Annotated in this window: 22 protein-coding genes; 14 read left to right on the top strand and 8 right to left on the bottom strand. The window is 65.7% G+C overall.

Annotated features, from left to right (window positions below; translation table 11 throughout):
- Positions 1-42 precede the first annotated feature (42 nt).
- Genes ACCQ00_RS08720 through ACCQ00_RS08685 form a run of 8 tightly spaced genes read right to left on the bottom strand, consistent with a single transcriptional unit; the run spans position 43 to position 7,463 of the window.
- Positions 43-1,176: a hypothetical protein gene (locus tag ACCQ00_RS08720; protein ID WP_039569332.1), complete on the bottom strand. Its 1,134-nt coding sequence runs from the start codon at positions 1,174-1,176 to the stop codon at positions 43-45.
- Entirely contained in the window at positions 1,173-2,123 is a 951-nt protein-coding gene (locus tag ACCQ00_RS08715; protein ID WP_039569329.1) for a glycosyltransferase, read from the bottom strand. Before ACCQ00_RS08715 ends, ACCQ00_RS08720 begins: the two co-directional genes overlap by 4 nt.
- Entirely contained in the window at positions 2,120-3,373 is a 1,254-nt protein-coding gene (locus tag ACCQ00_RS08710) for an O-antigen translocase (protein ID WP_039569328.1), read from the bottom strand. The genes ACCQ00_RS08715 and ACCQ00_RS08710 overlap by 4 nt, the downstream gene beginning before the upstream one ends.
- A complete protein-coding gene (locus ACCQ00_RS08705; RefSeq protein WP_080948791.1) occupies positions 3,370-4,494 on the bottom strand; it encodes a DegT/DnrJ/EryC1/StrS family aminotransferase in 1,125 nt (374 codons plus the stop codon). The genes ACCQ00_RS08710 and ACCQ00_RS08705 overlap by 4 nt, the downstream gene beginning before the upstream one ends.
- Positions 4,482-5,393, bottom strand: coding sequence for a GNAT family N-acetyltransferase (locus ACCQ00_RS08700; RefSeq protein WP_080948792.1), 912 nt, complete (start codon positions 5,391-5,393; stop codon positions 4,482-4,484). Before ACCQ00_RS08700 ends, ACCQ00_RS08705 begins: the two co-directional genes overlap by 13 nt.
- A 7-nt stretch (positions 5,394-5,400) precedes the next feature.
- The gene (locus tag ACCQ00_RS08695; RefSeq protein ID WP_039569319.1) at positions 5,401-6,354 is read right to left on the bottom strand and encodes a glycoside hydrolase family protein; all 954 of its coding nucleotides are present in this window, start codon (positions 6,352-6,354) and stop codon (positions 5,401-5,403) included.
- Positions 6,355-6,357: 3 nt separating this feature from the next.
- Entirely contained in the window at positions 6,358-7,029 is a 672-nt protein-coding gene (locus ACCQ00_RS08690) for an acetyltransferase (protein WP_372354108.1), read from the bottom strand.
- On the bottom strand, positions 7,026-7,463 hold the full coding sequence (locus ACCQ00_RS08685; protein WP_039583821.1) for a sugar 3,4-ketoisomerase: 438 nt from the start codon (positions 7,461-7,463) through the stop codon (positions 7,026-7,028). The genes ACCQ00_RS08690 and ACCQ00_RS08685 overlap by 4 nt, the downstream gene beginning before the upstream one ends.
- Before the next feature lie 305 nt (positions 7,464-7,768).
- Between ACCQ00_RS08685 and ACCQ00_RS08680 the strand changes: the two genes are divergently transcribed.
- From ACCQ00_RS08680 to ACCQ00_RS08615, 14 genes are all read left to right on the top strand, one after another.
- Positions 7,769-8,389 (top strand): cytochrome b, encoded by a 621-nt coding sequence (locus ACCQ00_RS08680; RefSeq protein ID WP_244668661.1) that lies wholly within the window; start codon positions 7,769-7,771, stop codon positions 8,387-8,389.
- An 83-nt stretch (positions 8,390-8,472) separates the two neighbouring features.
- Positions 8,473-9,816 carry a hypothetical protein gene (locus ACCQ00_RS08675; protein WP_017155064.1) on the top strand — a complete coding sequence of 448 codons (1,344 nt, stop codon included), beginning with the start codon at positions 8,473-8,475 and terminating at the stop codon, positions 9,814-9,816.
- Positions 9,817-9,842: 26 nt separating this feature from the next.
- Complete coding sequence (locus ACCQ00_RS08670) at positions 9,843-10,235, top strand: c-type cytochrome (protein ID WP_372354107.1); 393 nt, start codon at positions 9,843-9,845, stop codon at positions 10,233-10,235.
- 516 nt (positions 10,236-10,751) lie between these two features.
- Positions 10,752-11,474, top strand: coding sequence for a TorF family putative porin (locus tag ACCQ00_RS08665; protein ID WP_039569309.1), 723 nt, complete (start codon positions 10,752-10,754; stop codon positions 11,472-11,474).
- 51 nt (positions 11,475-11,525) lie between these two features.
- Positions 11,526-12,119: a sigma-70 family RNA polymerase sigma factor gene (locus ACCQ00_RS08660; RefSeq protein ID WP_007964109.1), complete on the top strand. Its 594-nt coding sequence runs from the start codon at positions 11,526-11,528 to the stop codon at positions 12,117-12,119.
- Complete coding sequence (locus ACCQ00_RS08655; RefSeq protein WP_007964107.1) at positions 12,116-12,772, top strand: zf-HC2 domain-containing protein; 657 nt, start codon at positions 12,116-12,118, stop codon at positions 12,770-12,772. Before ACCQ00_RS08660 ends, ACCQ00_RS08655 begins: the two co-directional genes overlap by 4 nt.
- Positions 12,769-14,094, top strand: coding sequence for a S8 family peptidase (locus tag ACCQ00_RS08650; protein ID WP_022559570.1), 1,326 nt, complete (start codon positions 12,769-12,771; stop codon positions 14,092-14,094). The genes ACCQ00_RS08655 and ACCQ00_RS08650 overlap by 4 nt, the downstream gene beginning before the upstream one ends.
- A gap of 10 nt (positions 14,095-14,104) precedes the next feature.
- Positions 14,105-14,863 carry a heme ABC transporter permease gene (locus ACCQ00_RS08645; RefSeq protein ID WP_039569303.1) on the top strand — a complete coding sequence of 253 codons (759 nt, stop codon included), beginning with the start codon at positions 14,105-14,107 and terminating at the stop codon, positions 14,861-14,863.
- Positions 14,860-15,066 (top strand): heme exporter protein CcmD, encoded by a 207-nt coding sequence (ccmD, locus tag ACCQ00_RS08640; RefSeq protein WP_039569300.1) that lies wholly within the window; start codon positions 14,860-14,862, stop codon positions 15,064-15,066. The genes ACCQ00_RS08645 and ccmD overlap by 4 nt, the downstream gene beginning before the upstream one ends.
- Entirely contained in the window at positions 15,063-15,533 is a 471-nt protein-coding gene (gene ccmE, locus ACCQ00_RS08635; protein ID WP_039569290.1) for a cytochrome c maturation protein CcmE, read from the top strand. Before ccmD ends, ccmE begins: the two co-directional genes overlap by 4 nt.
- 63 nt (positions 15,534-15,596) lie before the next feature.
- A complete protein-coding gene (locus ACCQ00_RS08630) occupies positions 15,597-17,585 on the top strand; it encodes a heme lyase CcmF/NrfE family subunit (RefSeq protein WP_039569288.1) in 1,989 nt (662 codons plus the stop codon).
- Positions 17,582-18,124, top strand: coding sequence for a DsbE family thiol:disulfide interchange protein (locus ACCQ00_RS08625; RefSeq protein WP_017155056.1), 543 nt, complete (start codon positions 17,582-17,584; stop codon positions 18,122-18,124). The genes ACCQ00_RS08630 and ACCQ00_RS08625 overlap by 4 nt, the downstream gene beginning before the upstream one ends.
- Complete coding sequence (locus tag ACCQ00_RS08620) at positions 18,124-18,621, top strand: cytochrome c-type biogenesis protein (RefSeq protein WP_017159160.1); 498 nt, start codon at positions 18,124-18,126, stop codon at positions 18,619-18,621. Before ACCQ00_RS08625 ends, ACCQ00_RS08620 begins: the two co-directional genes overlap by 1 nt.
- Positions 18,615-19,322, top strand: a complete 708-nt coding sequence (locus ACCQ00_RS08615; protein ID WP_039569285.1) for a tetratricopeptide repeat protein — start codon at positions 18,615-18,617, stop codon at positions 19,320-19,322. Before ACCQ00_RS08620 ends, ACCQ00_RS08615 begins: the two co-directional genes overlap by 7 nt.
- Positions 19,323-19,571: the final 249 nt, after the last annotated feature.

Genomic DNA, 19,571 nt, shown 5'->3' with positions numbered 1-19,571 from the left:
GGCGCGGCTCTGCAACGGGGCGATGAATGGCGTGCTGCACGCTTACGCGGCAGACGGATGTGGGGACAGGCGGCTGGGCAACAGCACCGTGCAGACATGCAGCACCAGGCACAGCGCGATGAAGCCGAAGTTGGTCCAGGTGAACGCCTGTGGCGCAAAGGGCGACATCAGGCAGGCATAGGCGATACGCAGGAAGATCAGCACGTGAAAGATCGACAGCGAGCCATGGAGCCGGCGCACACTCCAGACCAGCCCGGCGTACAAGGCCAATAGCGCAAGCAAGGCACCGGCGGCGCCCCACGCCATCAGGAACGGGAAGAACTCGGTGCCGACATTGATATTGGGCGCGTCCAGCGGAATGCTGGTGCCGGCAGTGGCGATCGAACCACTGAACGGCACCAGTTGATTGACCAGAAAGCTGGCGTTGACGTAGCCCTTGGCCAACATCGCACCGAAGTTATAAGGCCCTGCGCTGATGTAGAGCAGCAGCCATTGCACGCCCTGCGGCATGGCACGGTAGAACGCACTGAACGGCAACGCCACGGTGGCCATAGAACCGGAGCGCAACGCGCCGAGCATCGAAAACACGCCACCACCGGCCAGCACCAGCAGGCCGATGGTCTTCCACGGCAGCCGACGCGCCGGGTCGCGCCGCAACAGCATCACCAGCACGAAGGAGAACAGGCCAGCGAAGATGCGGTTGCGATCGATCACCACGATGGGAAATACAAACCCCAACGTCACCATCGCCGCACGCAAGCCGCGATGGCGCACGCACAGCAGGGCGATCGGTAGCAGGATCCAGCACATATTGGAGATGTGCCGCACATGCGCACGCGCAGGGCTCAAGGTGGCGTACGACGCTGGATCGCTGAACAACGGAATGGGAAACAACAGCACGTCGGCGATACAGAACACCGTCACCGCCACGGCCAGCCCCATCGCCAGAAATGCATCGCGGGTACCGGCGTAACGGTAGTGGCGAAAGCGCTCGACCGACGGCAGCTGTGTGCGCAGCAGCGCGTCGAGCGCGAAGGTGGCCGCTGCCGCAAGCGCCAGCAGCACGATGCCTGCCAGGTAGCCGTCGGGTAGCGCATAGGTCAGCCACGTCAACGCGCAGCTGAGCAACATGGGTAATGCCAGATAGGTTGCCGGGCGGCGCAACAGTGCGCTCATGCAAGCTCCACCGCACGCGCGGCACGTTTCGGACGCCATCTGGCAGACAGCGACAACCATGCATAGGCCACTAGATGCGCGGCTACACGGTGCGGCCGGCGCCGCAGGAATTCCACCTTGGCTGCGATGTAGCGCGCCTGCGCATGCAGCAGTGTGCGATCGGGCGCATCGAACAACGCTGCGCAGCGCAACGCCACTTGCCGCGATTCGCTCAGGTTGGCGATGCGTGCCGGCACGTTTGCGGTCTTGCTGAGGTTGCCGCCATGCAGGCGGTAGGCGCATACCGGCAGATCGATGAAGCCCAGCGCATCGCCTGCAGCCAGGCGCAGGAAGAAATCCCAGTCTTCGATTCGTAGCGACTCGTTCCAGCCGCTGCGCGCGTCGAACGCACTGCGCCGTAGCAGCGTCACCGCGCCACCGACTGCCCACTGGCGTATCACCGCATGCCGGATGCCGGACTCGGAGCAGTACAGGTTCTTGTCAACCCGATGCAGATCGCGCATGGCGCTGCCATGCAGCAATTGGCCATGCGCATCGACCACGCGGGCATCGCCGATCACCGCAAGCTTTTGCGGATGTCCGCGCAGATAGCGTACCTGCGCGTCCAGCCCGCCGGGCAACAAGTAATCGTCGCTTGCACCAAGCCGCAGATACTCTCCCCGCGCACGCAATGCCAGTTCGTTGAGGGTGGCGGCAACTCCCCGATTCTCGCGTTGCACGAAGTGCACCGGTAGCCGATGCCCATACTCGCTGATCCACTGGCTGATCTTTTCGCCAGTGGCATCGCTGGAGCCATCATCGATGATCACGATCTCCTTGCATGGGTACGGGTCTTCCAGGACGCTGTCCAGGCAACGCTGCACGAAACGCGCATGATTGAACGCCGGAATCAGCACCGACACCAACGGCCAGCGTGCACGTGCCGATACCGGCGCCTGATCGTTCATGCTGCCCGCTCCAGATAGCGTCGCACCACCACGATGTTGAACGACAGATACAGCACGTAGTTGGCGGCGAAGGCGTACATCGCACCGATCAGCCCGAACCACGCGGTGAACACGTACACCAGCGCCAGATAGCTCGCTGCGAACACGCATTCGGAGATCACGAACAGCCGCGTCATCGCCTTGGCCAGCATCACGTACGACAGCACGAACGCCGCGATCTTGATGACATCGCCCAGCAGCTGCGGGCCGTACAAGGGCGCCGCAGCGGCAAATTGCGTATCGAACAGTAGCCAAGTCACCCAATCGCGGCCTACATACACGCCCAGCGCCACCACGATCACCGCCGGCATGACGTAGCGATACGCGCTGCGCAGCTCGCTGCCCAGACCCGCAGCGTCTTGCAGCGATGCCAGCTTGGGCAGGTAGTACACGTTGATGGCGGTGGTGAAGAACAGCAGATAGGCATCGGAGACCCGGCTGACCGCCTGCCAGTAGCCCACCTGCTCCCAACCGAACCGCAGCGCCAGATGATGGCGCACCGCGATGGTCACCAGCTGCGACACCAGTGTCGAGGTGAGCGTCATCAGCGAAAATGCCGCCAGCCGACGGATCATCTGCGCGTCAAAGCGCATCCGCCACATTGCAGGCTGAAAATAGGGGCTGCGCCGCAGCGCAGGGACCGCCGCCAGCAGCCACAGCACCTGCCCCAGGACCAGCGCCAATAGCGCCCCATGCAATTGCGCCCGGCTGGAGAGCCACGCCACCAAGGCAACGCTCAGCACGGCGCCTGTCACCTGCACGAAGGCGAGCCGCCGTACATCCATGAAGCCGTTGATCAGTGCCAGTGTGTAATTGAGCAGTGCGATTCCCAGTTGCGCGACTGCCAACACGCAGATCAGCGGGCGGTAGCTCGCATCGCCCAGCAGGCGCTCGGCAATCGCTCCACTGAACACCATCGCCAGCAGTGCGATCACGCAGGCCGCGCAGAATGCGTATGAGAGCGCCGCACTCAGCAAGCGCGCCAACGCGGGCGCATCGTCGCGGTACTGCGCCACAGACGTGACGATGCCGGCACTGATGCCGCCACCGGCCAGGACCGTCAGCACCGACATCAGGTTGAGGAATTGGCCAAGCCGGCCCACGCCCTGCGGACCGGCGTAGACGGCGACCAGCTTGACCACCACCAATGCCGCCAGCAGCTTGGCCAGCGTCGCAACGCCGGTGTAGGCGCTGCTGCGCACCAGATTCATGTGTTGCTGCCGAACGATTGACAGGCCGCGATCACCTGCACAACTGCTGCATCGTCCAACGCCGGCCCCATCGGCAGGCTCAGTACTTCCCGGTGCAGCTGTTCGCTCAGCGGCAGGCAGGCCTCGCCCAGCGAGGCATATGCAGGCTGCCGGTGCGGCGGCACCGGGTAATGGATCTGCGTGTGGATGCCCTGCCGCAACAGATGTGCCTGCAAGGCATCGCGCTGCGGGCTGCGTACCACGAACAGATGCCAGACGTGCTGCTGCTCGGCTACCGGCGCGGGCAGCATGATCAGCGGGTTGCAGATACCGTGCAGATACCGCTGCGCCACTGCGCGCCGCAGCGCGATTTCGTCCTCCAGATAGCCCAGCTTGACGCGCAGGAACGCAGCCTGCATTTCATCCAGACGCGAGTTCACCCCCTGGCAGAGATGGTGATACTTCACTTCCGAGCCGTAGTTGCGCAGCGCGCGAATGCACTCGGCCAGACGTGCATCCGAGGTCGTGACTGCGCCGCCATCGCCCAGTGCACCCAGGTTCTTGGTCGGGAAGAAACTGAAGGCCGCCGCATCGCCGAAGGCACCGGCGCGCCGCCCCTGGACGCTTGCCCCGTGCGCTTGCGCGGCATCCTCGATCAGCAGCAGGCCGTAGCGATGGGCCAGGATCTGCAGGGCCTGCATCTCAGCCAACTGCCCATACAGGTGCACTGCCATGATGGCGCGCGTGCGGGGCCCGATCGCCTTCTCCACCCTTGCCGGGTCGATGTTGAACGTGGCCGGGTCCGGCTCGACCGGCACCAGCACCAGATGGTTCTGGCTGATCGCCAGGAATGTCGCGATGAAGGTGTTGGCGGGCACGATGATTTCGTCGCCTTCTCGCAAGACCCCCAGCTCACGGTAGCCCCGCAGGATCAACGCCAACGCATCCAGCCCATTGCCAACGCCCACTGCCTGCGTGGTGCCGCAATAACTGGCGAATTCGTCCTCGAACGCGACCAGCTCTTGGCCGAGCACATACCAGCCGGCATCGATGACACGCGCCGCTGCGGTCTTGAGCGCATCGGCATAGCGTGCATTGACTGCACGCAAATCCAGGAAAGGCACATCCATTACATCAACCATCGATAGACATCCTGCACCACGGCACGCGCGCCGAAGCGTTCCTTTTGTTCCACCAAACCTTCGTTGAGCACCTGCCCACCCTGTTCGGTGGAGATACCGAAACTGAAGTAGTCGCGCTGCGCGTAGACATCGGTGATGAGGTCGGCCAGCAGCAGGCTCAACGCATCCAGCCGGCGGCCCTGTTCGGAGACCGCCAGGTATTGGGTATGCACACAGCGGCCGAAGTCGAAGACCAATGCGGCTGCGACCAATTGCCCATCAGCGCGCGCTTCATGCAACACGATCTGCTGCGCGAACCGGCGTTGCAGCAGTTGAAGCTCGTCCAGCCGATGCGTCGGTGCCACGCCATGCCGCTGCAGGACCTGGGTCAGCAGCGCATGGAATTCGACGAGCTGGGTCCCGCGCTGGACCTGCACCCCAGCCTTGCGCGCCTTGGCAATGGAACGCCGCCGCTCGGCACTGAATGCAGGCCGCTCGCGTAGCGCAATCACCGACGACACATCGCGCCGGCACAGCTGTGCGCCCAGCCGATGCAGCGCGTACAGCTGTTCTTCGGCCGGGTAGGCATGAAAGATATGCGGCACCGGCTTGTAGATGACCTCGCGCACGCCGAGCGCGCGGTAGTGCGCGGCAATCTGCTCGAACACCTGCAAGGTGGCGCCGGCACGCAGCGCCATCGACGACAGCAGCCCGGCATAGGTGAGCCCGGCGTGGCTGCTGACGCAACTGCCCTGCACATTGGCCGGGAGCACCGCCACCACCGCGTCCCCACGTTCAACCAACACGGACGCATCCACGAAGCGCTCGGCGTGATAGTCCATATAGTCCCGCCGATGCAGCAGATTGCCATTGCGCGATGACGCCACCAGGGCGTCCCACGCCGGCGCATCGCCCGGCACGTAAGACCTAACCGAAAACATCGCAGCCCTGTAACGCAACCGGCAACGCCGCCTCTGCCAGGCCGAAGCCCGCCTGCCCCATCGCGTTGCCGTTGTAGAACATCAACACGCGCTCGCCGTGCCGAATCAAGGCGGGGTAGCACAGCGTCTGCGCATCCCAGCCTTCATCGGACAATGCAAGCCCCAATCGGCGATCGTTGCGGTCCCAGTGCACCCCGTCGCCACTGAAGGCGATACCGGGAAAGTAGCCGCCCTTCAGGTCGCCACGGGTGAAATACATCAGGTAGCGCGCGCCGAACCGGTACACGCGCGGACGCCCGATGCGGTATTCGTCGCCGCGTGGGCGCAGGCACACAACATCGTCGGTGGGAATGCAACGCAGGTCGTCGGTCTGTGCGTAGCGGATGTGGTAACGCGGATACGGTTGGCCGCCAATCGTTTCCCAGTCATCGCCCACCGCGTACCACAACCGCCAGCGGCCATCGTCGTAGCGTGCCGAATGCACCGCGGCAATCGTGCTGCGCCCCGGGGCGCGATCGAGCAGCGGCGTTTCCTGCCGGCGCTGGAAGCTCTCGCCACCATCGCAGGACACCGCCAGCCCGGTGAAGGCGAGGAACTTGGCCTTGGCCACGCGCTGGAAGCCGACATAGAACAGGTACAGCCCGTCCGGCCCGGCCACCACATCGCCCAGGATCATGCCGTTGTCGTCGAAACACCCATCACGGCCAATGTCGAGCACCGGCTGCTTGCTGACGCCGACGATCTGCGTTGGCGCATCGGCGCGCACATCCACGTAGCCGATCCGGCTCACGCCCTGCGCATCGCGAAAGCCGGCGTACACACGCAGCACCTGAGCAGACAGGCGATGCGGTGTTGGCGTCAGTGCGGCATGGTGCATCCAGCCGCCCACCCCATGGCGGGCGACATCGAACACCAGCCCGCGTTTTTTCCAGGCAAACACCGCTCAGAGCTCCACATCGAAGCTGGATCTGCCCGCCACCGCGCGTGCCGGCGAGCCCACGTACACGCGCTCGGCTTCGGTATGTCGCGTCACCAGCGCGCAGGCACCGATGACGTTGTCTGCGGCAATGCGCACCTTGTCGCTGAGCGTGGCGTTGACCCCGATAAAGCTGCCCTGCCCGATCTCGCAATAGCCGGAAATCACCGCATGCGAGGCAATGAAGACATGATCCTGCACCACCGTGCGGTGGCCGATATGGTTACCGCTCCACAATACGCAGTTGTCGCCGATGCGGGTGAACGGCTGCACGACATTGCCCTCGAAGATGAAGCAGTTGGCGCCGATCTGCGCGTTTTGCCAGACGAATGCGCGCGAGCTCACATACGTCGCGCAGTGATAGCCGCGCCGCACCACATCCTGGAAGAAACGGGTGCGCAGGCGATTGAGTTGCGTTGCAGGAATCGCCACGAACACCGCGTAGTCTTGCGGCGGGTAGCGTTGCTCCAGTTCTTCGTACGCCACTACGGGCAACCCGGCCACTGCGGGCTGCAGCAGAAAGGCGCGCTCCACGCTGAAGGCCGCTACCGTGTAGTGGCTGTCGTGCTGGAAGTACTCGCAGGCGATCTGCGCGAACTCGCCCGCGCCGACAATCACCAGTTGCTTCGGTGCGCTCATGCTTCCAGCCTGCGGGCTTGCAGCGCGGTGCCATTGCGCACTTCGCTCACGAACTGGTCGTAATCCAGGATGTAATCGCCAGGATCGTAAAGCTGGTCGGCCAGTACCATCAGCACGCAGTCGGCACTGAAGCGGTACAGGTCGCGCCACACCATGCGGCCGAGCAGCAGGCCTTGCGATGGGTCGTCCAGCACCACTTCGCTGGGGCCATTGCCGTGGCCTTCGTCGAGCAGGATCGTCACCGAGCCGTGCAAGGCCACGGCGAATTGATTGAGCTGGCGATGCGCGTGCTGGCCGCGGTGCACGTCGTGGCGCGTGCCGAACAGGTAATACACGCGGCGGATCTCGAACGGAACATTGCGCTGCTGCTCCAATGAAATGAGCAGGCCGCGATCGTCACCGTGGGTATGCAACTGGATGCGTTCGATAGCCATGATCGGAGAGGCGTAACCGCTGACTGCACGTAGTGCGACATGCCTGAGTGCGTCGGGTGACGCGAAAGGTTGCGCGCGGCCGCGGCCCTGCGAAGCGCTGTGCGCGCAAGCGCAGCCGACCCTGGCGCAGCGCTTCGGTGTGCGGCACGTGCGAACCATTCGCCATCACGACGCAACCTTTTTCCGACATCGCCGCACCCATCGGTGCACGTTCACCTGGCCGCCGTTCGGCCGGCGTGGGGAGCCAGGCCTGGCCGCGCGATGCGCAGCCGGAAACCAACCACCACCACCGGAAGACAGATCAGATGCGCTCCTCCCCCCCGGCGCCCGCCAGCGCTCCCGTCAACGGCACAGACACCGTGCCCCTGGCAGAACAGGCGCCCGCAGCTGCGCGCGTGCTGCCCTTGCCCAAAGCGATGCGCGTGCTGCACTGGCTCACCGTGCTGTGCCTGGCCATGGCCGCCACGCTGATCCTGCTGCGCGCCGAGCTGGATGGCCGTGCACTGCGTCAGTGGCTGCTGGAAGGCCATCGCCACTTTGGCTTGCTGGTGCTGGTGCTGTTTGCATTACGCGTCGGGTTGCGCCTGCGTTTGCGCAGATTGCCGCCCGGCCCGCCCGCGTCGCTGCCGATGCGCCTGGCCGCTGGCGCCACGCATCTGGCGATGTACGGCCTGATGCTCGCACTGCCCTTGCTGGGCTGGTCGCTGAGCAGCGCCTACGGCAAGCAAGTGTCTTTCTTCGGCGTTCCCTTGCCCGCGTTGGTCGCGCCGGATGGCGACCTTGGCGACACCCTGGGCACCTGGCACTTGAATGCGGCCTGGGCGCTGCTGGCGCTGGTGCTGCTGCATATCGGCGCCGCGCTCTGGCATCACCTGGTCCTACGCGACGGCCTGCTGCGTCGCGTCTTGCCGGGCAAGCACGCATGAACCGCCATTCCCGGCCGCCTGTCATTCGTTTCTTCGCCCATTCCCGCACTGCTGCATCCCGCACCGTCGAACAAGGACTTTCCATGCCCGCTTTCCAGCCCGCCCCGCGTTGCACCGCGACGCGTACCGCCCGCCTGACGTCCTTGTTGTGCGTGTCCGGCCCCTTGTTGCTACTGGCCAGTACGCAGGCGCAGGCGATTCCCTCGTTCGCGCGCCAGACCGGCTCGTCCTGCGCCGATTGCCATGTCGGTTCGTATGGTCCCTCGCTCACGCCCTACGGCATGCGCTTCAAGCTCGGCGGTTTTACCGATACCGATGGCGAAGGCACCAAGATCCCGGTGTCCGGCCAGCTCACCTGGTCGCGCAATAACCCCAGCCGCGGCGACAGCACCTCGCGCCTGCGCGAGGCCGATCTGTATCTGGGCGGCCGCCTCAACGACAATATCGGTGGCTATTCGAAGATCCGCTCCAACAACAGCGGCAATGCGACCTTCGACACGCGCCTGGACGACGTCGATCTGCGCTTTGTCAGCAAACCGTTCCAGATGGCGGGCAAGGACACCATGATCGGTGTCAGCGTCAACAACAACCCGGGCATTTCCGATCCGGTGCACGTGTTGCCGAATGCCTCCACGCTCACCCCCGCCTCCAATGGCGGCGCCTCCACCATGCTCAGCTCCTCGGCGTTGTCCAACCGCGTCATCGGCGCCAGCGTCTACGGCCTGTATGACCGCAATTGGTACGGCGAAGTGGGCAGCTACAGCGCGCTGTCGCCGTCTGCGCAGGATCGCCTCGGCTGGCCGGTCAATGGCGACCCGGGCAAGCTCAGCGGCACCAGCTACGCGCGTCTTGCCTACATGAAGGACATGAAGCGCCAGTTCTTCTCGGTGGGCCTGACCGCGCTCAATACGCGCCGCCAGCCCTTGCGAACCGGGCCCAGCGACGACCTCACCGATTTCGGCTACGACCTGACCTACCAGTTCCTCGGCACCCGCGAGCACGTGTTGTCGCTGGCCTACGTCAACATCTACGAGCGTCGCAAATACGGCAGCCCGCTGATGTCGACCGACCCGACCATGCCGGCGCTGGACCGGGGCAGCGTGCGCGATCAGACCCTCAGCATGAACTACGCCTTCAAGCAGAGCTACGGCGTGCTGGCCGCGCACATGATCAACAGCGGCTCGTTCGATGCGGCGCGCTATTCGCCGGTGGGTATCCCGGACACCACCAGCAATTTGATCCTGCTGTACTGGACCCCGTTCGGCAAGGACGGCACCTACACCTCGATGGCCAACCTGCGCGTGTCCGCCGGCTGGTTCCGTTTCGACAAGTTCAACGGCAGTACCTCCAACGTCTTCCGCGGCCCGCCGATCACCAATCCGCGCGATCTCGACAGCTTCACCCTGTCGGTCAACCTGGCCTTCTGATCCCTCCCGCACCTGTACGGATCCACATGAACCCACCCCGCAAACTCTCCGTGTTGTGCGTCCCGTTGGCCGGCCTGATGCTGGCGGGCGCACTGACCGTGCCCTCGGCATACGCCGCCGACGGCGCTGGCGTCTTCCTCACCGAATGCGGTGAGTGCCACAGCGTCAAACCGGGCAAGAACAAGAAAGGCCCATCGCTGTTCGGCGTGGCAGGACGCCCAGCCGGGACCGTCGCCGACTTTGCCGGCTATTCCGACGTGCTCAAGAACAGCAAGTGGACCTGGACCCCGGCCCAGCTCAAGACCTATCTGCCGCAGTCCTCGTCCAAGGCGCTGCCGGGCACCAAGATGAAGTACGACGGCCTGGACGACCCGAAGGAGCTTGACGCACTGATCGCCTACCTCAACACCTTGAAATAGGCGCGGGCTACGCGGCATGGCGCGTCGTCGCCCGAGGGGGCGGACGGATGGCGCGCCAATCGCACCGCGCGTGTGCCCGCGGTCCCGGCCGTCTGTCCTGCGGGCACCACCTGCATCGCGTGCTCCGCCGGTGGCGTGGCTGCGTCGATTACCAACGCGCCCAGCCGTGGCACCCTACCGGTGGCGGCCGCCGCACAGCCAGGTATTGCAGGCGGCCGCCACCGGCCGACCAGGATGGATTCGCGTTGCCCGACGCGGTGCCTTCGCGTATCCGGACGCAATCGCCGCCGCTGCGGTGGTCTCGTCCGCCGACCTGAGGCACCATAGCGTCCCTGTTTGACACACCGCCCCACGCCATTGCCCACCGTTCCAGCTTCCAAGCCGCTCCCCTCCCGACCGCGACGCGACTGCGCCCGCGCGGGTTTCTGCGTGGGCGCACTGCTGGACAGTGCCGCACGCCACCCATGGTGCGAAGCGCGGCCGGCCGCGTCCGCCCAGCAACCATGCCGACCGCGGGTGCGTCGCCAACCGCACCGGCACCGCACGCTGGTGCAGTGGCTGTTGCTCACCCTGGCAGCTGGCGCCTGCGGAAGCGCCCTGGCCAAGGACTTCGGCGGTGCAGTCGCCCTGACCTCCAGCCTGATCGACCGAGGCATCTCGATCGCGCCCAACAAGGTCACCGTGCAGGCCGCCGGCTACTGGCTGCCCGCCCCCGGCTGGTCGGTGTCCACCTCGGTGGCGCTGCAGTCCCCGGCCTGGAGCGATCCGGTCGCGGTCACCGCACAGCTCGGGCGCGCCTGGATGCTGGACGACCGCTGGCAGATGCAGGCCAGCCTGCTCTACTACGGCTACCCGACCGACCGCGCCACGCGCACCTTCGACCGCCAGGAAGCCAGCCTGGCCTGGTCCTACCGCGACCTGCTGACGTTTTCGCTGTCCACCTTCAATTTCCCGCGGGCCGACCGGTCGCCGTGGAACGTGGCGTTCGACATCACCGCCAACGTCCCGCTGCGCCACGATGTCAGCCTGTCGCTCGGTGCCGGCTCGTCGCGCTTTCCGGCCATGGCCTACGGTGCAGCGCGCTCCGGCCGCTATCAGTACGGCCAGGTGGGCCTGAAGTGGAACCGCGCCGGATGGACACTGAAAGCCGAGCGCATCCTCACCAGCGGCAATACCCCGCGCATGCAGGGCGGCCCCGGCGACATGCCGTGGCTGGGCACGGTCGCCAGAACCTTCTGATCCACACGCAACCTTTTGCCTGCCTGCGCGCACTGACGTGGGTTACCCGCCATGCCTGCACCGATGAATGACACCGACACCCTGGGCGATGCCACCGACCGCATGCTGTTGCGCCGCATGGCCGGGGGCGATCGCGACGCGCTGGCCAGCATGTACCACAGCTATCACGGCCGGCTGTGCCGCTTCCTGTCGCGGCTGACCCGCCGCCCGGACATTATCGAAGAGGCCATCAACGATTGCTTCTGGATCGCCTGGCAAAAGGCCGGCGACTTCCGCGGCGACTCGCAGGTCTCCACCTGGATCATGGGCATCGCCTACCGCTGCGGACTCAAATGCCTGCGCCAGCATGACGGCGAAGCCATCGACGACACCGCCCTGGTGGAAGACCACGCCCCCAGCGCCGACGACAACGACGACCGCGAACTGCGCGACTGGCTGGACAAGGGCATGGAACGGTTGTCGCCGGACCAGCGCCTGGTGGTCGAACTGGTCTACGGCGTCGGCCACAAGCTCGAAGAAGTGGCCGACATCATGCAGTGCCCGGTGGGCACCATCAAAGCCCGGCTGTTCCACGCCCGGGTCAAATTACGCAATGTGCTGCCCGGCCTGGCCGGCGGCGCCCCTTACACGGAGACCATGCAATGAAGACGTTTTTCATCGCGCCTGGCAAGGAATGCTCGCACGCCTGGGAATTGATGCCGGCGGTGCTGCTGGACAGTGCCACCGAGGAAGAAAACACCTGGCTGATCGCGCACGTGGCCAAGTGCGCCTCATGTAGCGCCGAATTCGCCCAGCAGAACCGCCTGCGCCAGGCCTTGGCGCTGCCCTCGACAGTGAAGCTGGACCCGAGCGCCGGTCTGCAACGCCTGCTCGGCCGCCTGGATGCACCGGAGCAGCACAGCGCGCCTGCGCGCATGCCTGCTGCACGCCGCTCCGGCAGTTGGACGGTACGCGCCCTGGCCGCCGCCGCGCTGGTCCAGGCCATCGGGCTGGGCGTGATGGGCGTCAAGCTGGCCTCGCCCGCGCCATCGCACGACTACCGCACGCTCAGCAGCGTCGCGGCCCTGCCGGTGCCGCAGGGCGCCATCCGCGTGGTGCCGGACGCAAGGATGACCGTGGCCGACTGGGACCGGCTGCTGCATGCGCAGCAGTTGCAGGTGGTCGGCGGCCCTAACGAAATGGGCGCCTACACCGTGGTGCCTGCCGCACCGCAGCCCCCAGCGCAACCGCAGCAGACCCTGCAGCAACTACGCGCCACCCCGGGCATCCGGCTGGCGGAGATCGTCTCGGCCCCATGAATCGCCTGTTCGCCATTGGCCTGATCGCCGCGTTCACCGGTCTGGGCGCGCCCTCCAACGCGCACGCTGCCGCAGCCCTGCAGGAGCCGGCGACGGATGTTGCCGGCAACGCCCCGTCACTGGCCGATGCGCAAACGCCCGACAGCAGCCGCGACATCCTGCTGGCGGTGGCCAACCCGCTCGCCGCGCCACCGGCCCGCGCCGGCTCCAGCCTGATCGGCTACGCATCCAGCTATTACGGCGCCGGCCAGAAGGCTGCCGCGCGCATGGACAGCATCAAGCAGCGCTACAAACTGCGCGAAGTCTCGGCCTGGCCAATCACCTCGCTGGGCCTGTATTGCGCCGTGCTGCAACCGCCGCCGGGCGTGTCGCGCGATGAACTGGTCAGTGCACTGGCCGACGACGAAGGCGTGGAGCTGGTGCAGCCAGTGCAGGATTTTTCGGTGTTCTCCGCCGATGCGTCGGAAAAGACGACCTCGCTGTCCAGCTACAACGACCCGTACGTGGACATGCAGCGCGGCTTCATCGACACCGATGCCGCCAGCGCGCAGACCGTGACCGAGGGCCGCGGCGTGGTGATCGCGGTCGTCGATACCGGCGTGGACACCGACCACCCCGATCTGAAGGCGCGCATCCGCGACGTGCACGATCTGGTCGACGACAAACCGGTGAAGACCAGCACCGATTCGCACGGTACCGAAGTGGCCGGCATCATTGCCGCCGGCAGCAACAATCACCAGGGCATCGTCGGCATGGCACCCAAGGCCATGCTGAGTATCTACAAGGCGTGCTGGTACGCGCCCACGGTCGGCGCCACCGCACGCTGCAATACCTTCACCCTGGCCAAGGCGCTGGCGGCGATCGACAACAGCTCCGCGCGCGTGATCAACCTGAGCCTGGGCGGCCCCGCCGATCCACTGCTCAGCAAGATGCTGCAGCAGCTGGTGCAACAGGGCCGCATCGTGGTGGCGGCAATGCCACCGAACGGGCGTCTGGATGGCTTTCCCAATGACGTACCCGGCGTGCTGGTCGTGCGCAGCAGCAGCGCGACACCGGCCATGCCCGGCGTGCTCAGCGCGCCGGGCAAGGACATCCTGACCACGCAACCGAACGGACGCTACGACTTCACCTCCGGCTCGTCGATGGCCACCGCACATGTCAGCGGCATGGCCGCGCTGCTGTTGTCGCTGCAACCATCGATGGATGCCAAGGCGTTGCGCGAACTCATGCAGCGCACCAGCAAGGTCTCCGACGGGCAGTTGCAGGTCAACGCCGGCGCCGCAGTGCAGGCGCTGGCATCTCACGCCAAACACTCCAACTGACGGCACCGGCATGGCCAAGTGGATTCCCTTGTGGCTGCATCGACTCAGCTCGCCGCCGACCTTCTATCGTGTCGCCGGCAGCGTGCGCCCGTGGTCGCTGGGGCTGGCCGCGCTGCTCGGCGCGGTCGCAGCCTACGGCGGCCTGGTACTGGCACCGCCGGATTACCAGCAGCACGATGCCTACCGCATCATCTTCATCCACGTGCCCAGTGCCTGGATGAGTCTTTTCATCTACGCGGCAATGGGCGTGTCGGCGTTCATTGCGCTGGTGTGGCGAATCAAGCTGGCCGAGGTGGTCGCCATGGCCTCGGCGCCGATCGGCGCAGCCTTCACCTTCATCACCCTGTGCACCGGGGCAGTCTGGGGCAAGCCGATGTGGGGCACCTGGTGGACCTGGGATGCGCGGCTCACCTCCGAGTTGCTGCTGCTGCTCTTGTACCTCGGTGTGTTGGGCCTGTACCACGCGGTGGAAGACCGCCGCCAGGCCACGCGCGCCGCCGGCCTGCTCGCACTGGTGGGTCTGGTCAATCTGCCCATCGTGCATTACTCGGTGGTGTGGTGGAACACGCTGCACCAGGGGTCCACCGTGCGCCTGCTCGGCCCCTCCAAGATGAGCGCAGACATGCTGTGGCCGCTGCTGACCATGATGCTGGCCACCAAGTGCTATTACGTTGCGAGCCTGTTCGGCCGCGTGCGAGTGGAATTGCTGGCACTGGAAAGCGGAAAGGACTGGGTCCGCCGCATCGTGTTGACGGAGCGCACCGCATGAGCACCTTTCTGGCGATGGGCGGCTACGGCCAGTACGTGTGGACCGCCTACGCATTGTTCGTGCTGGTACTGCTGGCCGATCTTGCAGCGCCCTGGCTGCGCCGCCGCCGGCTGCCGCGCGAACTGCGCGGCCAGTTGCAGCGGCAGGCACCGCGGCGTGTACGCGATCAACCGGCACCGGCACTGGAGCGCGACGCGCCATGAACGCCACGCGCAAGCGACGTCTGTGGCTGGTGATCGGCGTACTGGCCGCCGCCGCGCTGTCCGTCACGCTCATCGTGTTCGCTTTGCAGCGGAACATGAGCTACCTGTTCACCCCAAGCCAGGTACGCGCGGGGGAAGCGGCCGGTTACCGGCAATTCCGCCTCGGTGGCATGGTCAAGGCCGGCTCGATCCAGCGCTCCAGCGATTCGCTGAAAGTCAGCTTCACCGTCATCGATAAACACGCGGCGACCCAGGTGGAGTACACCGGCATTCTTCCGGACCTGTTTCGCGACAACCAGTCGGTCATCGCCAACGGGCGCATGCAGGCCGGGCGCTTTGTGGCCAACGAAGTATTGGCCAAGCACGACGAGACCTACATGCCGAAAGAGCTGAAGGATGCGATGGCCGAGGGCCACCTTGGCAAGCCGATTCCCGCCACCGCCGCACCGCTGGCCGCGCCGCATTGAAGCGCGGCCAGCGGGCACCACGCACGTCGATGATTCCCTTCCGTTTCTCTTTGCGGTCCGCCCATGACGCCTGAGCTCGGCCAGATCGCACTGATCCTGGCATTGCTGTTATCGCTCGCCCAGGGCGTACTGCCCTTGATCGGTGTCTGGCGCGGCAACACCGCGTTGATGGGCATCGCGCGGCCTGCGGCTGTGGGCCAGGCGGTGTTCGTCTGGATGGCGTTCGGCCTGCTCGCCTGGTCGTTGTTGTCGCTGGATTTTTCGGTGGGCTATGTCGCTGCCAACGCCAACATCGCCCTGCCCTGGTATTACCGTTTCGCTGCGGTGTGGGGCGCCCACGAGGGCTCGCTGCTGTTGTGGATCGCCATCCTGGCCACCTGGACGGTGCTGCTGGCCGCCTTCAGCCGGCACCTGCCGCAGCCTTTTGCCGCCCGCGTGCTGGCGGTGCTGGGGCTGATCTCGGTGGGCTTTCTGGCCTTCATCCTGCTGACCTCCAATCCGTTCGGGCGGCTGTCGCCGATTCCGCTGGATGGCAACGAGCTCAATCCGGTGTTGCAGGACCCGGGCATGAGCTTCCACCCGCCAGTGCTGTACACCGGCTATGTCGGGTTTTCGGTGGCGTTCGCATTCGCCGTGGCGGCATTGCTCGGCGGCGAGCTGGAACAGGCCTGGGTGCGCTGGGCGCGGCCGTGGACCAATGTGGCCTGGGCTTGTCTCACCGCCGGCATCGTCGCCGGCAGCTGGTGGGCCTATGCGGAACTGGGCTGGGGCGGCTGGTGGTTCTGGGACCCGGTGGAAAACGCCAGCTTCATGCCCTGGCTGGTAGGCACTGCGTTGATCCATTCCCAGGCGGTCACCGAAAAACGCGGCAGCCTGCGCGCGTGGACCATCCTGCTGTCGATCCTGGCGTTTTCGCTGTCGTTGCTGGGCACCTTCCTGGTGCGCTCGGGCGTGCTGACCTCGGTGCACGCGTTTGCGGCCGATCCGCGCCGCGGCCTGTACATCCTCATCTTTCTGGTTGCGGTGGTCGGCGGCTCGTTGCTGTTGTATGCACTGCGCGCGCCCAAGATCGCCAGCGGCAAACCGTTCGCCGCTGCCTCGCGCGAGACCGGCATTCTCGTGGGCAACCTGCTGCTCACCGTGGCTGCGGCCATGGTGTTGCTGGGCACCTTGTTCCCGCTGATCGCCGACGCGTTTGCGCTGGGCAAGGTCTCGGTTGGGCCGCCCTACTTCGGCCTGCTGTTTCCGTTGTTGATGTTGCCGGTGGCGCTGTTACTGCCGTTCGGCCCGTACCTGCGCTGGGGCAAGGCCGAAGCAGCACCATTGAAAGCACTTGGCACGCGCGCCGGCATCGCCGCAATTGCGTGTGCCCTGGTCGGCAGTGTGTTTGCCGATGGCCAGGCCAAGGCGATCGCCGGCATGGGCGTGGCCGCATGGGTGGCTGCGGGCACTGCGCTGTACATGGTCAAACGATGGCGCGACATGCCGCGCGGGCGGCGCTTTCCGGCGGAAATGGCCGGCATGCTGATCGCACATGCGGGCGTGGCGGTGTTCATTGCCGGCGTGCTGGTCTCCGAAAGCCTGTCGATAGAACGCGATGTGCGGCTGTCGCCCGGCGAGTCGGCGCAGATCGCCGGCTACAGCTTCCGTTTCGATGGGGTGCAGTTGGTGGATGGGCCAAACTGGAAAGCCGAACAAGGCAGCGTGCAGGTCAGCCGCAGCGGCCAGCTCGTCGCGCAACTGCATCCGCAAAAACGCCTGTACAGCAGCGAGCGGATCCAGACCGAATCGGCGATCGATCCCGGCATCGCCCGCGACCTGTATGTGGCCCTGGGCGAGCCACTGGACGATGAGCACATCGAAGACGACTGGACGCTGCGGCTGTATTACAAACCCTTCATTCGCTGGATCTGGGCCGGCGGCCTGCTGATGATGCTCGGCGGTTTTGTCAGCGCCTGCGCACGCCGCTTTCGTGCGCCGGTGACTGCACACACCGCGGCCGCCTCTTCGGCGCAACCAGCGCTCGTCATCGCACAGGAATCGCACCCGTGAATCGTCTGCTGCCCCTGCTGGGCTTTGTGTTGCTGGCGGCGCTGTTCGGCGTCGGCATCCTGCGGACCATGCAGCACAATCCGCGCGAGGTGCCATCGCCATTGCTCGGCAAACCGGCACCGGCGTTTTCGTTGCCGCGGCTGGATCTGCCCGCGCAACGCGTCAGCCGTGAGCAGTTGCTGGGCAAACCCTACGTGCTGAATGTATTCGGCAGCTGGTGCGCCGAATGCGTGCACGAACATCCGGTGTTGATGGCCCAGGCCAGCCGGCTTGGCGTGCCGCTGATCGGCTACAACTACAAGGACGTGCCCGCCGATGCCACCGCCTGGCTCGCGCGCCTTGGCAACCCGTATGCAGTGGTGATCGCCGATGAAGCCGGCCAGACCGCCATCGACTTTGGCGTCTACGGTGCACCGGAAACGTTCCTGATCGATGCCCAAGGCATGATCCGCTACAAGCACATCGGCGTGCTGACCCCGGATGCCATCGACGACGAGTTGCTGCCGGCCATCGCCGCGCTGCGCAAGGGCACACCGTGATGGCCTCGGCGCTTCAAACACGCGTGTTGCATTGGCGCTGGCATTGGCGCGCGCACGGCCGCCGTGTGCGTTTGTTGCTGGTGTTGTTGCTTGGCATGCTGCTGGCGCCCTCGCTGGCGGCGCAGGCCGTGGACCCGCTGCCGTTCAAGAACCGCAGCGAAGAAGCACGCTTCCAGCGCTTGACCGCGCAACTGCGCTGCCTGGTCTGCCAGAACGAAAACCTGGCCGATTCCAACGCCAGCCTGGCGCGCGATCTGCGGCATCAGGTGTTCGCGCAACTGCAGGCCGGCAAGAGTGATGCGCAGATCAAGCAGTACATGGTCGATCGCTATTCGGATTTCGTGTTGTACGACCCACCGGTCAAACGCGGCACCTGGCTGCTGTGGTTCGGGCCGGCGCTGATGTTGGCTGCAGGTGCCGGCGTGGTCGTCCACACCATGCGTCACCGTGCGCGTGCCGGGACGCCGGTGGCGCCGCAAGGGGAGGAAGAATGGTGATGGCGGGTTTTTATATCGCAAGTGCCGTGCTGGTGGCGCTGGCCTTGCTGCTGTTGCTGGCACCACTGCTGCGCCGCCCCACCGGCAGCGGTGATGCATGCTACCGCTGGGCAATTCTGCTGGGACTGGGCGTGCCGCTGGCCACGGCGGGCTTGTATCGGCTGGTGGGCGCGCCGGAGGCGATCGTGACGCAGGTGTATGCAGCGCAGCCAGCCCACATCGTCCCACTGCCACCGTCTGCGGCTGCGGGGCAGGCGCAATCGGCAAGCACCACTGCCGATGCGCAGGCGCAGGCGCTGGATCGCTTCATGCAGCAAGCCAAGACATTCGAGCAGAACGACCGACCCGCCGAAGCGCGCGAGGCGTATGCACAAGCGCTCAAGATCGCTCCCGATATCAGCGCCGCCATTGTGGGCTGGGTGGCGGCGGACATGGCCACGCGCAACGATTTCGCCATCGACGCCGCATCGCGCACACGCTTGCAGCAGGTGATCGCACGCGAGCCGGACAACCAGCGTGGGCTCTGGTTGCTGGGCATCAGCGATTTTCAACAGCAGGACTTCGCCGCAGCCACTGCGCACTGGCGGCATCTGCACGGTTTGCTGGAAACCGGATCGCCGATGCAGAAGGCGGTGGCAGACAAGATCGCGGTGGCCGAATCGATGGCCAGCGCGCGGCAGTCCGCGCGTGGCACGCGCTGAGCAACGCCCCCTGCGTGCTGCGGTCTGATTGCGATGGCCGCAACGCAGTGCAATTGCACAGCGCGTGCAGCATGCCAAGCAGCCGGGTCACGCGATAGACGCGGCACCTGGCGCAAACACTCCGCCTCAGCGCATCGCACAATCAAGCGCGACGCATCGTGCCGTGCAGTGGCGGCAAATCGCCGTCATCGCATTGCAGTGTCTCGCGCAACCTTGCCAGCTGGAATGCAGCCACCGAAAGGCCGTGCA

The sequence above is a fragment of the Xanthomonas sp. NCPPB 3761 genome (assembly GCF_041475705.2).
GTDB lineage: Bacteria > Pseudomonadota > Gammaproteobacteria > Xanthomonadales > Xanthomonadaceae > Xanthomonas > Xanthomonas phaseoli.
The sequence above is the reverse complement of the archived record's forward strand: the minus strand, read 5'-3'. Positions and strand labels throughout refer to the sequence as shown.

What these genes read in the sequence shown, in the direction of transcription:
- ACCQ00_RS08720 (WP_039569332.1), bottom strand. Translation starts at nt 1,176, where the DNA reads ATGAGCGCACTGTTGCGCCGCCCGGCAACCTATCTGGCATTACCCATG.
- ACCQ00_RS08715 (WP_039569329.1), bottom strand. Translation starts at nt 2,123, where the DNA reads ATGAACGATCAGGCGCCGGTATCGGCACGTGCACGCTGGCCGTTGGTG.
- ACCQ00_RS08710 (WP_039569328.1), bottom strand. Translation starts at nt 3,373, where the DNA reads ATGAATCTGGTGCGCAGCAGCGCCTACACCGGCGTTGCGACGCTGGCC.
- ACCQ00_RS08705 (WP_080948791.1), bottom strand. Translation starts at nt 4,494, where the DNA reads ATGGTTGATGTAATGGATGTGCCTTTCCTGGATTTGCGTGCAGTCAAT.
- ACCQ00_RS08690 (WP_372354108.1), bottom strand. Translation starts at nt 7,029, where the DNA reads ATGAGCGCACCGAAGCAACTGGTGATTGTCGGCGCGGGCGAGTTCGCG.
- ACCQ00_RS08685 (WP_039583821.1), bottom strand. Translation starts at nt 7,463, where the DNA reads ATGGCTATCGAACGCATCCAGTTGCATACCCACGGTGACGATCGCGGC.
- ACCQ00_RS08680 (WP_244668661.1), top strand. Translation starts at nt 7,769, where the DNA reads ATGCGCTCCTCCCCCCCGGCGCCCGCCAGCGCTCCCGTCAACGGCACA.
- ACCQ00_RS08675 (WP_017155064.1), top strand. Translation starts at nt 8,473, where the DNA reads ATGCCCGCTTTCCAGCCCGCCCCGCGTTGCACCGCGACGCGTACCGCC.
- ACCQ00_RS08670 (WP_372354107.1), top strand. Translation starts at nt 9,843, where the DNA reads ATGAACCCACCCCGCAAACTCTCCGTGTTGTGCGTCCCGTTGGCCGGC.
- ACCQ00_RS08660 (WP_007964109.1), top strand. Translation starts at nt 11,526, where the DNA reads ATGCCTGCACCGATGAATGACACCGACACCCTGGGCGATGCCACCGAC.
- ACCQ00_RS08655 (WP_007964107.1), top strand. Translation starts at nt 12,116, where the DNA reads ATGAAGACGTTTTTCATCGCGCCTGGCAAGGAATGCTCGCACGCCTGG.
- ACCQ00_RS08650 (WP_022559570.1), top strand. Translation starts at nt 12,769, where the DNA reads ATGAATCGCCTGTTCGCCATTGGCCTGATCGCCGCGTTCACCGGTCTG.
- ACCQ00_RS08645 (WP_039569303.1), top strand. Translation starts at nt 14,105, where the DNA reads ATGGCCAAGTGGATTCCCTTGTGGCTGCATCGACTCAGCTCGCCGCCG.
- ccmD (WP_039569300.1), top strand. Translation starts at nt 14,860, where the DNA reads ATGAGCACCTTTCTGGCGATGGGCGGCTACGGCCAGTACGTGTGGACC.
- ccmE (WP_039569290.1), top strand. Translation starts at nt 15,063, where the DNA reads ATGAACGCCACGCGCAAGCGACGTCTGTGGCTGGTGATCGGCGTACTG.
- ACCQ00_RS08630 (WP_039569288.1), top strand. Translation starts at nt 15,597, where the DNA reads ATGACGCCTGAGCTCGGCCAGATCGCACTGATCCTGGCATTGCTGTTA.
- ACCQ00_RS08620 (WP_017159160.1), top strand. Translation starts at nt 18,124, where the DNA reads ATGGCCTCGGCGCTTCAAACACGCGTGTTGCATTGGCGCTGGCATTGG.
- ACCQ00_RS08615 (WP_039569285.1), top strand. Translation starts at nt 18,615, where the DNA reads ATGGTGATGGCGGGTTTTTATATCGCAAGTGCCGTGCTGGTGGCGCTG.